Consider the following 13,827-nt stretch of genomic DNA (forward strand, 5'->3'; position numbering starts at 1 on the left):
GGTGACACTACAGTATGTTATTTGTTCTTGTATTCTTTGTATTTTTCAATCACATGTTTCCTGCTTTGGATAATCTGCCAGCGATATACCCAGCAAGTAGTCAGGAAGTAGATGCCTGCCTGTATCCATAATGCACGGTATTCAAAGGATACTTCGCCCAGTGTAGCTCCCATGCTATTGATACGTACATAGCCATTGATGCCGAAAGTGGACGGGAAGATATAAGAGAAGTATCTCCAGAAATCCGGCATGGCGGCTCCCGGCCAGGAAACACCTGAAAGGAACAATAAAGGTACGGATGTGAAGACGAATATCAACATGCAGGTTTCACGGTTGCGTATGGCAATAGAAGCTGTCATGGCAAAGAATATACATGCTGCCAGATAAGGCAACATAAAGAGGGTCAGTACACCCGGTTGAGCTATCTGGATGAGACTGAACAGACGTGGCACTACACAGAGCACATATACGGATACAAGTGCATACACCATGAAGTAACTTAAACCTTTACCCAGCACGATACGTAATGTGCCGTTGTAGTGGCGGTTGATAGGAACTAAATCTTTGAAACGATTCTGTTCGCGGGCTGTTCCGGCAGAAAGTCCGATACCCAGCAGCAAGGTTTGCTGAATAATCAGTATCAATACCGCAGGTATCAGGAAAGCCGCAAAACCATTTGCAGGGTTGAACAAGGTAACATCTTCATATTTTATCGGATAGGCGGTAATCTCATCCTGGCGGTTGGTGGTATTGCCGGCACGTTGCATTTTGATGTCTGCATTCATATCCAATGACACGCTGGTATTGGTGTTCAGCAAAGATTTATAATAAAGCAATCCGCTCATATCGCAATACAGACTGACCTGCGTTTGCTTTCTCCGTGCAATATCTTCACTGAATTCAGCAGGTATATAGATGATGCCATAAGCCAGACGATCTTTCAGCATCAGTTTGGCTTCTTCCATGTCGGCGCAATAAGATACAATCTTCACTTCCGGACTGGAGTCCACTTTGCGCAGGTATTCGCGGCTTAACGAACTGCGTGAGTTATCCACTACCACAGCAGGTACTTCCCGTATGGTTTCATTGGTATAAATGAAAGCATAAATCAGTGGATACACCAACGGGACAAGCACAAAGAAGATGAGCACACCCTGATCGCGAAAGGTCGTGCGGAATTCCCGTATCCAGATATAGAATAGGTCGTGGATACCTTGTACTACTTTCTGTTTGAACGTCAGATGTTTCATTAGGGCACGTATTTATAATAAATCAACGCTTCTTTGAGCCGGTGTACGACAAAGAAAGGAAGCATCATAAAAATAAGTAACGCCACATAGTTTATCCATGAATAAATCATCGGATAACCGTTCAGGGCCTGATCTACATAGATCAGGAAATAGTGACGCAGCGGGAACAGATTGGCTAATCCTTGCAGAACCGGATGCATTGCCATGGCAGGGAATGATAGTCCGCACATAGAAAATGAAAGCACTCCCCATAAGGATGCAAAACTCAGTCCCAGACGCAGGGTAGGCAATGTACCTATCATCAGTACACCCATCCCTTGCGAAGCCAGTACAAGGCAGAGAGTGGCAAGAAGCATCGGCATGATGCCACTGTTGCAGGGGAAGTGCAGGAAGCCATATAGATATACGTTATACAATATACCCATCAGGAAGAAAATAGCCGTATGCGGCAACAGCTTTCCGGCAAGGGAGATATAGATGGAATTATTTCCCATGCGCAGCCATTCGCGTGCGGTACGGTCTTTTATTTCCACGCCGATGGAGTAAACCGTTATCATAAATATAAGCAGCATCAATACACCTGGTGCAAATGTGTTACACAGATATACGGAGTAATTCAGCCACGGATTGTTCAGCGGATGTGTATCGATGACGATGGGTTGCAGGAATGCCATAGCCTGGTCTTCCGTAGCACCTTTGGCATACAAACTGGTGCGTGCTGCGGCTCCCGATGCCAACTCGCTCATCATCTTCATATCTTTGTAAAGCAGAGAACCAGCGATAAGCAGCGTGTTGTTGGTATAGAACGATACGGTAGGCTGTCGTTGAGATTGCGCCTTGGCAGTGGTACCTTTCGGAATGTAGTAGAATCCGTAGATTTCTCCTTTCTGCATGGCGGCACGTGCTTCGTTGATAGTAGGATAATGGGCTACGATGGCGGTCTGCTCAAATGCATCCAGGTTTCGCATCAATTGGCGTGAAGTGGATGTCATATCCTGATCCACCACCCCTACAGGCATATTGACCGGTAAGCCCGAATCCATCAGTGTCGTGAAGAACACGTAGCAGAACAACGGCGCTATCACCATGCAGAACAGGTACAGCGGACGGGAAACGAGCCGTCGGCTTTCCCGTTTCATGACGTTCCACAAAGCTATATATTTCTTATCTCGTGCCATTCCTTATACTTATCACTAATCACTAACCGTTAATCACTTCTTCAGTATCACCGACATTCCGGGACGTAAGCCTTCCACTTTCTCCTGTGGTAAAGCTTTTACCTCAAAAGTCTTCAGATCAAATTGCCCGGTTGTTTTCGTAGCCTTCCAGGCTGCATAAGTACCAAGATCCTTCATGTAGTTCACTTTCAGGCGGATATTTTTATCCAATGCCGGAACGAAAGCTTCGAATTCAGTTCCCATTGTCAGACCTTGCAGCAAATCTTCCCGAACATTAAAAGTTACCCACATATCATCCAGTATGGCTATGTTCATGATCGGTGCACCGGTTCCTACCAATTCACCTACTTTGGGGAAGATTTCCGAAACTTCTCCGGCTGTCTGGGCTATAAGATAAGTTTCTTTGATATAAGATTCTACTTCTGCAACGGCTCCTTTGGCACGGTCTACCAAGGCGGCAGCTGCTGCTTTATCTTCTCGTTCCGCACCGTTTTTTGCCATGTCGTATTGAGCTTTGGCGGCTTTTTCTGTAGCGACGGCAGCGTCCCGCTGTGCAGTAACCTCATCCAGCTTTTGGGCTGACATCACGCCCTGATCAGCAAGATTCTTCACACGTTTGTAAGATTTCTCGGCAATTTCAAGTCCTGCTTTGGCTTTTTGCCACATCTCAAAGGCAGCTTGTACCTGTTCATGACGGGCGCCTTTCAGTGCTTTCTCATTCTGTGCCTGAGCAGCAGCTTCTGCGGCCCGAGCCTGTTCCAGCTTAGCTAACACATCCGGAGCTTCCAGTATGGCGAGGGTATCCCCGGCTTGTACACTTTGTCCTTCCTTTACGCGGAATTCCAGAATTCGTCCCGGTACTTTGCTTGATACCCGATACTCTGTGACTTCAGCTTGACCTTGTACGATTTCCGGTCCTTTGCGCAACATGAAGAAACCCACTACGGCTACAATGGCAATGACGCCTGTCAGCGTTAAGAACGCTAGTAGCATGTTACTGTTTTGTGATTTGGTATCCATCTTATGATTTATGATTTCAGATTTATGATTTATGAGCTTTCACCCTTTTAATTTTTAATATTTAATTGTCCCAATGCTTTCTTCAGATAGATGTCAGTCAGTTTTACGTCAATCTGTGCATCTATCTTTTCGGATTGGGCAGAAAGCCAGGCTGTGTGTGCTTCGAGTACGTTGCTGGCAGCTATCACGCCTTCTTCAAATCCGAGTGTAGCATAACGGAGGTTTTCATCCGCTTTTTCCAGATTCTTTTCTGCCATAATCAGTTTCTTTGCAGCTTCATTCACTTTGAAAACCGACTGGTTGACTTGAAGCTCAATCTTTTCTTTGGCGTCATCCAACTGATATTGGGCGATACGGGCTTCTGCTTTGGCTGCTTTTACCTTATACATACCTTCTCCCCAATGCCAGATGGGTACTTGTAATACTACACCGACATTCCACATACCTTTGAATTTCTTTTCAAATCCGTTGAAAACAGAAGGATTGGTCATCATGTAGCTGCCCATCAAAGCTAATGATGGCAAGTATTCTGAACGGGTGACATTTACTTTCTGTTTGTAGATTTCCGTGGCAAGTTCCAGGCTGCGTACTTCCGGTCGTGTAGCATAAACCGTATTGAGATCAATGCCGTTGGCAGCTACCGGATCGGGCTTGAGGTCATTTCCCTTTTCATCTTTCAGGATGATGGGAGAGGAGAGGTCCAGACCACATAGTTGGCATAGTAACATTCTGGAAAGACTCAGCCCATCTTCCACTTTGGTGAGTGTCATTTCCGCTTCGTTTACTTTTACTTTTACCGACAGACCATCTGCTTTAGTTGCAACACCTTCGGCAATCATTTTATCCACATCGCTTTCCAGTTTCTGCAATAATTTGAGGTAACCTTCTGCCAACTTCTTTTTGCTGGCGAGCGATACGACTTGCCAATAAGCCTGGTCGGTACTGAGGATTACGTCTTGCAGGCCACTATCATGCTGTTGGCGTGCCAATTCTTCGGCATATCTGGTAATCTTGTTGTAGGCGCGAATTTTTCCACCCATGTACAATGGTTGTGTCAACGTTAGAGCACCGGCGTACATGTTGCGGGTATCTGTACGGAATGCATCAACGAGGGAGTTTCCGAGACCATTGAGAGGAGAAGCAATGTCTACGTTGCCCAATGCCTGGATCAGTGCCATGAACTGCGGATTCTGTGTTAACTCAGGGTGCTGCGTCAGTATACCTTGTATACCATTTTGCATAGCACCGCTTACTTGAGTTCCCATTGAACCTAATGCACCTTTCTGGGCATCACTCAACAGTGAAATTTCTTTTTGGGTACGCATATATCCACCGGTGGCGGAAATGTCGGGGAGGTAATTGGTAAATGCTGCCTTTCGCTGATAATGCGCAGAGTTTATTTTCTCCTGGCTTATCAGTAGTTCTTTGTTATTGGCAATTGCCAATGAACGGCAACTATCGAGGCTTAAAACCTCTTGTGCGCAGACTGAGAAGGTCAGACATACCAACCAAGTGAAACAGAAGAACTTTCTCATCGTGTCTATACATTATTAAGGTGATTAAAACGTTGTTTTGTGATGCAACAATAATTGCATAAACAACGATGCAAATGTATAGGCTTTCAGTGAGACCTCAAAATAATTTAAACTTTTTTAGTCCAATGTAAAGGATTGCGAGCCGATAAGTGTTCCGTCAGCGAAGAGATCTACACGGTAAGTACCTGCATATAAGTATTCTTCCACGTTCCAATATACGGTTATATTTTGTTCTTCACCGTTGTATTCAATGTACTTCTTGATGGAATAACCCAGTTCGCGGTTCTCGTATGGGAAAGTGTTTGCGGGATTTTTGATCAATACATCATTGTCCGGTTTGGTGATACGTACGTAGATAATACGTTCTCCTGTCTCGGCAGTTATATTCTTGACGATTGTGAATCCTATTTTGAATTTTACTACATCTTTCACCTTCTTGGCTGTTTTGTCCCGTTTGTTGACAGCCTGTATGTTGATATTGGTAGCGTCTAACTGGGCGGCAAGGGTGACTTTTTTATTCAGATTCTTTTTCTCTTCCGCCAGATTGCTGATTTGGCGGGAAGCATCGTTATACTTCTGCGTCACTTGTGCAATCACTTCTTTCTGATGAGCAGTGAGGCGGTTCAGTGAATCTATCTGGTTGATATATCCTATCATAACCTTACGCAGAGTGGCAAGCTCCTTTTTCAGTCGGCGTATTTCTGCGGCATTACTGCTTTTTACGGTACGCAGTTCTTCCAGTAAACGTTGGGTTTTTAATTGTTCCTGTTCCAACAGTACAGACAAGGAGTCATTGGAAACTGTCAGTTTCAACTCATCGTACTGTTGTGCAAAGCGCGTATATTCATTTTCCAGGTCTTCCTTTTCCAGTTGGAACTCCTGTACCAGTTCTTTATTGGTTTGCTTCTCAGAGAGTAATAACACGGTAACTCCTACTAATAATACTACTAACAGAGTTCCTATAGCGATTAAATATTTATTTTTCATTTTATTTCCTATTTAATTTCTGTTCCACATTTTATTCCATTGTACCTGAGCAGAATGAACGGCGAGCATGAGAGGATACCAACGTGCTTCGGCCGGTGCCAAGGCTCCGAATTCACGGCATCGTTGAGTGGCGCGGGTGAAAGTGTACCATTTTCCACTCCAGTATCCTTTAGGGCGTTGCTTGCGATTTTGGTTATGTTGCCCAAAATTACCTCCTTGCCATATATCATTGAGTAACCATTCACCGGTTTCTATATCTTTTTGAGTATAAGGGATAGGCAAATCTTCCATGGGAAGTCCCAGATAGTTTACGGCAACAACCCCGAATATTTTGGCTGCTTTGCTTAATCCCCATTTTTGCAGTAAATCAGCAATTTCTTTAAGATCGATATTGTCTTTTTGCGTATGGAGTATGTTGGCCCAATCGCATACCTGGCGGAGTCCGATTCCCTCATTGAGGAAATGTAGTGCAGAGTGTGTCAGCACGTAGGCTACATCGAAAGATAGGGGAGGGAGAGTTACCTGGTAACCTTCTATTTCTAGATTCCGACAAGCAGTTGTACCATGCCACCGGGCTATTTCCTGTTGGAAACTCTTGTCGGAGGAAGGAGAACTGAGCCGGGAGAGTACGCGGTGGTTTTCTATGTCTACACCATGCCAGTGTATACATGTATGTTTATGATTCTCTTCGTGTTCTCCAGTAGATTCTGTCCTTAACAGCTTGTTGGCCTTTTCATAATTCTTGGGACCTATATATAAATCAATGTCTCCGCATTGTCTGTGCAATGGATTCCGGTAATTCTGTGCCACTCCTTGTCCTTTCAGCAAAACGGGCTCTATCTGATTGGCACGATAGAGCGTGTATACCTTGGCGATTTCTTGATTCAGAATGTGATTGTTTTCTTCTATTTGCAGTAATGCATTGCACCACTTTAAATAAAGTTCACGCTTCGGACGCAGTTCTTGCGGCAGAGTTTGCATACCATCGAATGTGATGCCTAGTAGGGCTTGCACTTTGGCTGATTGGTACAGCTGTGCCCAATCTGTTTGTATATTAAATAGAGTGGTATCTACAGGTGTACCCCATAGACCTGATTGCACCAGTGCAAAAAACTGTTTTTGTATCGGAGTCATATTCTTCTGCTGAATTCACTGTTTTCTTTTCCGGGGCAAAGATAATGCAAACCAAGGGCATAAAAAATGAACTTGTTCATTTTTTATGCTGTACACTACTTATTTTTACCTTTCCGGAGGTGAAAACTAAGACTGGTAACAGCCATCGTCGTAAAAAACGTAACCGATACCACCATTTTGCCTTCTTCAGCCAGCGTGTATCCCGGCAATCCTGCACTGTTCCGTCAGGGCGGTAGATGGTTCTTAATATTCCGATAATATCTTCCCGTTTCACTCGTTCAATGCGCGCTAGATTTCCATCTCCCAGCATCATATACTCATTTCCTTTCTTACCTATATATCTATGGATTAAATATTTTCCATTCCATTGGTAAAAAGGACAACACCAGGCAGGCAGTTCTTCTTCAAAAGAGAAGGGAACTACTTCCACCAGGTCTATTCCTCCTCTGATGAAAGGGTACATACTGTGTCCGCCAATAAGTAACTTTACTGTCTGTCCTTGTTTTAATGCCTTGGCGGCTTCGTTAAAGAAGTTGTTGGATACCACTATTTTTCGCATGTCCCAAAGATTGTTTCATAAGATAGACGGGCCGCATCTGCATCTGGCAAGCAAGCCAAATGATATACAGGTATATTGGTGAGTATAGCATTCAGTACTTCACAAATGGAATCATATAAAGATTCATCATAAGAAAAGGCTGGTGGACACGAAGGGTGTAATGAAGCATAGGCCTCTGCCACAGCCAGTCTTCTAATCTTATTGAACGGTGCTTGTGACAAACGGACACAGGCAGCAAGAGGATAACATTCTTTTTTATAACAAGGTGTTTTTCCGCTCCAAGGGCTACCCCATACCCATGGCTGTCCGTCTGTAATGCGGACAATGGGGCTGTCATCATTCAGTAGTGTGGCTTCTTCTATATTTTCACGCCATAAGCGTGTATGTGTACTTTTTCCTGTACCGCTTTCGCCCAGAAAGAGTACCGCTTTGCCCCGACATACAATTGTACTGGTGTGGATGGCGACCGTTTGATAAGGCACGGTCATCACGCCATAAGCCATCCAGCAGGCAAAACGTAGTAAACGCGGATCAAGGTTACCCTTTAGGTGGGCTGTATGTCCATTATTGTCTACCCATAGTTCCAGTGTTTCTCCCTCTGGAGGAGTAGATTCGAATATATACCCGTTGGTACAGGTTCCAAACCGATTTATGGTTCCGTTAATATCGATGCTGTAAAGAATCTCTTTCCAAGCTGGTATTTCACTGTCTACTAGAACGAAACGGAAAGTATCTTCATCTTTATTATTTACTTTGAATACTTCGAAGCCCGACATTCTGTCCATGGCATGCATTAATGTTTCGTTTTCTACCTTGATGCGATGTCCGGCAATTAAATAATCTTGTTCCATTTTCTTTATTTTTCTTTAGTATATGTATTTCCGCTGTCCAGATCAAATATCCGGTCACAAAAGGCGAGTGAACTTTCACGGTGGGCTATGATGACTATGGTAAGTTCATGGCGTTGATGAGAAAGTTCTTGCAAGGCATGGTTGATTTCTTGTTCCGTTCGATGGTCTAGTGCTGAAGTTGCTTCATCGAAGAATAGTATTTCCGCTTGTTTATATAGTGCACGGGCTATTCCTATCCGTTGTTTCTGTCCGCCGGACAACCGACTGCCAAATTCGCCTAAAGGCGTATCTAATCCTTGCGGTAGATGTTCTGCCCATTCTTTGAGCTGTGCCTGTTCCAAGGCGTTCATCACTTTTTTGTAATCCACCTGCACCTGTCCCAGGGCTATATTGGTGGCAAGAGTACCCTCTGTTATAAAAATCTCTTGTGGTACATAACCTGCCACTTTATACCATTCTTCCCGATTGTTAACTGTTAACCGTTTTCCGTCTATACGAATTTCCCCACTAATAGGTTCCAGGAATCCAAGCATCAGATTAAATAAAGTGGATTTGCCTGATCCGCTCGTACCTCGTATGCCTACGCATTCACCACGTTTGATATTCAAATTCAGGTCTCTAAAAAGTATATGGCCATCCGGAAAAGCAAAGCTTACACCACACAATTCAATACCTTGTCTGAAGGTGAAGGGAGATTCCGTTTCCATCTCTTTTTGCGGTATATCAGCAATTCCTTCGGCTACTATTTCTAGTGTGTACGAGGCGTTCTGGAGTGTCCCCCAATTATTCAAAATGCTTCGTATGGCAGGTAGTAGCCGGAAGGCTGCAACAGCAAATACGCCGCTCATCAGTCCGAGGTCTTCACGTCCTGCACCTATCAATAATGCTAATCCGCAGACTATAGCTATTTCCGATAAAAATAGCGGGAAAAGTTGGCATATTTCCATTCGCAAGCGATTTCGTGTTATAGATTCTATGCCTTGGTCGAAGAAGGAAATTGTGGTATGGAAAGCATGTGCTACTTCTAGTTCTGCAAAGCCACGAAAGGCTTCCACTACTGTTCGTAACTGCTTTCGGCGTGCTTCCAGTTCCTCTATGCCGTAACGACGTAGATGTTTTCGTACTAATCCTACATATCCTCCGGCCAATGGCAGGAATGCGGCACAGAGTAAGAGTCCTGCAATTGGTTCCCATATTACAAGTGCCGATATCATCAGTAGCACAAGCACCAAATCACTCACTATGCGAAAGACGGGTGCCAATACGCACAAACTGAATGTGTAACATACATAATTCACTTCGTGCCCCAGTTGCAGGCTACTCGTGCCTTTCAGGAAAAGTAATCCCCGGCGATAGTAATTCACAAACATTCTCCGGCTAAAATCTCGATATATATCTAGTAGAAAACGGCTTTGCATACGTGCCAGTAATATAACCAGCCCATTCTTTAGCATTACAAATAATAAAATTATACAGCATAGTGTCAGCATTTTCTCACGGCTACCATCGGGTTCCAGTATAGCTAGTAATACAGGGATCAGTGCAGCTACGCCTGCAAAATCGAGCAAAGCACGTAGCAGTACCATAAACATGACTGCTACACTACGTTTTTGCTGGCGTTCCGATAATAGTTTATATATCTTTTTGATCATAGTTGTAACAGGGCATAGTTTTGAAATAAATCCAACCACATCCCATAGCTAGTGATAGCAAGAAGATTACTGATAGAATTTTTATTTTCGAGGGAGAAACTGGACTAAGTGGAACAGTGGCAGGTTCAATGATAGCAAACACAGGGCGTTTCTTATATACCCTGATTTTGGCAAATTGCAATTGCTGTAATGTTTCGGTGTATTCTTTATAGGCAATATCTTTGGCTATTTGTAAATTGTATAACTCTTTTTGGTAAAGTTTGAGTGATAAGGATTGGTTGGCATCTGCGAAATGGGCATAAGTTTCTTGTGCTTCATAATATCTTTTGCGTGCTTGTTGATAGAGGTTTTCTGCATGCTCCAGATTTATACATTCTTTTTTAGTACGGTAATCTGAGACAAATTTTTGTAATTTAGCCATTACGCTATCCGCTACTGTTGCAGAAACAAGAGGATCCTGCATACGTATATGTAAAGTAACTGTTCTTTTTTTCTTATCTACATCCACATTGATTCTACTATTGATTGCGGCAGCTATAGCAATTTCGCGTTTGGAGAGATGGAAAATGTCTATGGTTTCGCCATGTTGGTGACTAGTAGGTTGTAGGTTGCTGGTATCGTTTGTCTCTTTTTCGCTAAAAATGGTGATTGGGAAGCTAATGATTTGTAATATGCCAACACGGATAGTATTCCACCAAGGTGAACGTTGGTGTGTGGACATATATTCGGATAGCGTTAATGTACTTAGTTCTTTATTGTTGGATAGTGTTATGGGTATGTCAAATAGTGATAGAAGGAAAGGGGTAGAACTAACAACCTCTGGATATAGGCTTGGAATGATAGCATCTTGTATCTTTTTGCCTCCGATACTCACTTCCGATGAGAAGCCTTCGTCTGTATCTATTTTTCCTGATGTACTTTCGGGTACAGTGTAAATGCTCGTTTCATATTCCTTGGGGATACTGATAAAGATTAGTATTCCGATGAGAAGTCCTACCATACTTGTTTTTAATAAAAACATTCTGGCATCCCATAATTTAAAAAGTAAGAGTATATAGTCCGTTTGGGTGGGATCGAGCATTTCTCTTTTCATAAATAATAATCAGAAAATTAGGCTGGGTGATTAAAAAAGGTGAGGCATAAGCCTCACCTTTTTGATAAGTAGCATTATTTAAGAGTAGTTCGATGAACTTATCTTGGTTAAGGATTATTCTTTAGTAATGCTTAAGAAAGTAATATCTGTAGCATTCAACTTTAGAGTATTGTTGTTGAATGTTTTTACACTTTGAGCTGGGCTAATGAACAATTTCACTACCTGGGTATTGCTACCAAATGTAGCATTTGAGCTTACACCTGAAGCAATTGTGAAGGCCTTCTTGAATTTGATTTCTTTTAACTGACTACCACCTGTGCAGCCTTTGAAAATGTCATTATCGAATGAAGTTGCTTCCATGAAATGTACGTACTCCAATGCTGTACAATTTTCGAATACTCCGAGAGGAACTGTTGTAGCACCTACATACATAATCTTCTTGCCATCTTCTGCTGCATCTGCTACACCATAAAGAGTCGTACATCCCTTGAAGGCTTCTTCACCGATTGTAGTTGCAAGAGTTAAATTCATTTCTTTCAATGCTGCACAGTTCATGAATGCTTGGCTTCCTACAGAAGTTGGTAAAACTTGTTGTCCATCTTTCAGAACTTTTTCCAGCGTAGAACATCCACTAAATGCATCAGCTGGAATAACAGTATTCTTGATATTGATTTCTGTTAATGCAACGCAATCCTTGAATGCAGCAGCACCATCTTCACGGAATTCGATAGCACCATTGATAGTTGTTAAAGCAGAGCAACCATTGAATGAGCTGGCACCTACTAACAGACCATCTTTAACAGTAACCGTTGTTAACAGGTTGTAATCACTAAGACTCAAACCTTTAGCCGGGAAAGCAGCACTCATTTGATCAACGCCAGACATATTCAAAGTTACGAGGCTTGCTTTCTTCAAAATCTGAGGATTGATAGTTTCGTCAGCAAATTTGTATGCTGGCATGATTACGTTAACTAAGTTAGTACTTGCATCAAATGCGTCTTTTGCAATTGTAGTTGCTTTCGGAAGATTGATGGTTTCCAAAGCTGTTAAGTTCTTGAATGTATTGGCAGGAATTGTTGCATTCTCTGTTAATTTGATTGAAGTTGCTGCTGTAAATCCTTTCAATGTAGCCAATTCCTCAGTAGTTAATTCAACTTTGGAAATGATGTTTGTAAACTGATTAAGATCATATTCCTGTTCTGTGCCGTCATTCCATTTTACTTTATTCTTACTAGCATTAAAGATTTGAGAGAACGCTCCTTTGTTGACAATCAAAGTGCGGGCACCAACAGTGTTTGTTACCAAATAAGGGAATGAATTGATGTCCAGAGTAGTAGGATTACCACCAATAAATTTGTTATTCATTGTAGATGGCCAGTTTGCATCGGTCTCAACTGTCTTAGGAAGATCAATATGCTCAAAAGAAAACTTCATTAACATCGTTTCTTTAACTCCAGCATCCTTGAAGGCTTTACGATCAATCTTATTGATAGCCATGTATGCAATATTGCCATCCTTAAATTCAAGACCTGTACCACTTTGCAGTTGCAGTTTTATTTCTTGAGCAGCATCGTTAATATCACTTGCCATATCAGTAATATCACCACCATCTGCTTTCACTAGTTTAGATTCTTCCGGCTTTTCGCTATTATAGAGGTAGTGAGCATTAGAACCATAATCTATGTAAGAAGGTGCAATATCTTCTGGGTCAGTGCTACTACCATTATTGTCTGCATCATATCCTTTTGCAGTCAATGTGATAGATTTAAGTTTACCAAAAATATTAGCATATTCTTCATCAATTCCACTAGTTCTGAATACTACGGCAGTAAACGGACGGATGAAATTCAAATCAATTTTCTCACCTACAGCATCGTAAGAGTTTTCTTTAACAGCTGTGGTATGAGAAATCATCATGATTTTCTTTGTAACATCTTGCCCATCAAGAGTTAATTGGTCTTGATCGTTCAATGTTGGTAGATTTGAGAATTCATATTTATCATTTGCTGCTAAAGTTACAGTGGCAGGATAAGTGGCTATGAACTGTGATTTAAACTGTTCGTTAGTAGGATCATTCCAGTTTTTTTCTCCTGGCTCCCATTGGAAATCCAAGATGTTATCATCTTGATAAGCAGTAAATACACCATTAGCTTTGGATTGTGTAGCTTTGTATTTAACAACTTTAGTCTTATCCCAAGCTGTAGTCTCATTAGCGTTAGTAGCACCTGTGGTATTTGTACTCCAAATACTAATTTGATCTTTTTCTGCATACCAGAAGAAGTTATGTATGCCTGAAACGTCATCATATGCCAAATCTCCTCTTGTAGTCGGTGTTTCTACTAATGCACCTTCAAAAGAGATTCCTTTGGTAGCTTCTTTTTGTCCGGAGATTGAATCTATTTCGTTCTCTGCACAACTTGCAGCTAAGGCTAGTATGCCTGCGCAAAATAAAATTTTTTTCATCTGCATTCTTTTTAAATGTTTTTTTTATTTAGATTGTTTTGTTTATAATGCTTAGATGCACGAAACAACAAGGATAAGTATTATTACTGTCTGGAACAGGGTATA

The 13,827-nt window shown here is 42.2% G+C and carries 11 protein-coding genes; all 11 read right to left on the reverse strand.

The window, feature by feature from the left end:
- Positions 1-17: 17 nt before the first annotated feature.
- Complete coding sequence (locus tag BACINT_RS00425; protein ID WP_007659668.1) at positions 18-1,250, reverse strand: ABC transporter permease; 1,233 nt, start codon at positions 1,248-1,250, stop codon at positions 18-20.
- Complete coding sequence (locus BACINT_RS00430) at positions 1,250-2,428, reverse strand: ABC transporter permease (RefSeq protein WP_007659676.1); 1,179 nt, start codon at positions 2,426-2,428, stop codon at positions 1,250-1,252. Before BACINT_RS00430 ends, BACINT_RS00425 begins: the two co-directional genes overlap by 1 nt.
- A 33-nt stretch (positions 2,429-2,461) precedes the next feature.
- Positions 2,462-3,448: an HlyD family secretion protein gene (locus BACINT_RS00435; RefSeq protein ID WP_007659678.1), complete on the reverse strand. Its 987-nt coding sequence runs from the start codon at positions 3,446-3,448 to the stop codon at positions 2,462-2,464.
- Between the two features lie 47 nt (positions 3,449-3,495).
- Entirely contained in the window at positions 3,496-4,983 is a 1,488-nt protein-coding gene (locus tag BACINT_RS00440) for a TolC family protein (RefSeq protein WP_044154522.1), read from the reverse strand.
- A 117-nt stretch (positions 4,984-5,100) separates the two neighbouring features.
- Positions 5,101-5,970 (reverse strand): hypothetical protein, encoded by an 870-nt coding sequence (locus BACINT_RS00445; RefSeq protein ID WP_007659682.1) that lies wholly within the window; start codon positions 5,968-5,970, stop codon positions 5,101-5,103.
- Between the two features lie 12 nt (positions 5,971-5,982).
- Positions 5,983-7,104 (reverse strand): nucleotidyltransferase domain-containing protein, encoded by a 1,122-nt coding sequence (locus BACINT_RS00450; RefSeq protein ID WP_007659684.1) that lies wholly within the window; start codon positions 7,102-7,104, stop codon positions 5,983-5,985.
- A gap of 76 nt (positions 7,105-7,180) precedes the next feature.
- Complete coding sequence (locus BACINT_RS00455) at positions 7,181-7,663, reverse strand: hypothetical protein (RefSeq protein WP_007659686.1); 483 nt, start codon at positions 7,661-7,663, stop codon at positions 7,181-7,183.
- The gene (locus tag BACINT_RS00460) at positions 7,651-8,514 is read right to left on the reverse strand and encodes a hypothetical protein (protein WP_007659687.1); all 864 of its coding nucleotides are present in this window, start codon (positions 8,512-8,514) and stop codon (positions 7,651-7,653) included. The genes BACINT_RS00455 and BACINT_RS00460 overlap by 13 nt, the downstream gene beginning before the upstream one ends.
- Positions 8,515-8,519: 5 nt before the next feature.
- On the reverse strand, positions 8,520-10,166 hold the full coding sequence (locus BACINT_RS00465) for an ABC transporter ATP-binding protein (protein ID WP_007659688.1): 1,647 nt from the start codon (positions 10,164-10,166) through the stop codon (positions 8,520-8,522).
- Positions 10,147-11,259 carry a hypothetical protein gene (locus BACINT_RS00470; protein ID WP_007659689.1) on the reverse strand — a complete coding sequence of 371 codons (1,113 nt, stop codon included), beginning with the start codon at positions 11,257-11,259 and terminating at the stop codon, positions 10,147-10,149. The genes BACINT_RS00465 and BACINT_RS00470 overlap by 20 nt, the downstream gene beginning before the upstream one ends.
- A 114-nt stretch (positions 11,260-11,373) precedes the next feature.
- A complete protein-coding gene (locus BACINT_RS00475) occupies positions 11,374-13,722 on the reverse strand; it encodes a leucine-rich repeat protein (protein WP_130070139.1) in 2,349 nt (782 codons plus the stop codon).
- Positions 13,723-13,827: the final 105 nt, after the last annotated feature.

Source organism: Bacteroides intestinalis DSM 17393 (assembly GCF_000172175.1).
Classification (GTDB): domain Bacteria; phylum Bacteroidota; class Bacteroidia; order Bacteroidales; family Bacteroidaceae; genus Bacteroides; species Bacteroides intestinalis.

Bases quoted from the DNA above. Each gene is read 5' to 3' on its own strand.
- BACINT_RS00430 (WP_007659676.1), bottom strand. From the start codon at position 2,428: ATGGCACGAGATAAGAAATATATAGCTTTGTGGAACGTCATGAAACGG.
- BACINT_RS00465 (WP_007659688.1), bottom strand. From the start codon at position 10,166: ATGATCAAAAAGATATATAAACTATTATCGGAACGCCAGCAAAAACGT.
- BACINT_RS00425 (WP_007659668.1), bottom strand. From the start codon at position 1,250: ATGAAACATCTGACGTTCAAACAGAAAGTAGTACAAGGTATCCACGAC.
- BACINT_RS00440 (WP_044154522.1), bottom strand. From the start codon at position 4,983: ATGAGAAAGTTCTTCTGTTTCACTTGGTTGGTATGTCTGACCTTCTCA.
- BACINT_RS00435 (WP_007659678.1), bottom strand. From the start codon at position 3,448: ATGGATACCAAATCACAAAACAGTAACATGCTACTAGCGTTCTTAACG.
- BACINT_RS00445 (WP_007659682.1), bottom strand. From the start codon at position 5,970: ATGAAAAATAAATATTTAATCGCTATAGGAACTCTGTTAGTAGTATTA.
- BACINT_RS00470 (WP_007659689.1), bottom strand. From the start codon at position 11,259: ATGAAAAGAGAAATGCTCGATCCCACCCAAACGGACTATATACTCTTA.
- BACINT_RS00460 (WP_007659687.1), bottom strand. From the start codon at position 8,514: ATGGAACAAGATTATTTAATTGCCGGACATCGCATCAAGGTAGAAAAC.
- BACINT_RS00475 (WP_130070139.1), bottom strand. From the start codon at position 13,722: ATGAAAAAAATTTTATTTTGCGCAGGCATACTAGCCTTAGCTGCAAGT.
- BACINT_RS00450 (WP_007659684.1), bottom strand. From the start codon at position 7,104: ATGACTCCGATACAAAAACAGTTTTTTGCACTGGTGCAATCAGGTCTA.
- BACINT_RS00455 (WP_007659686.1), bottom strand. From the start codon at position 7,663: ATGCGAAAAATAGTGGTATCCAACAACTTCTTTAACGAAGCCGCCAAG.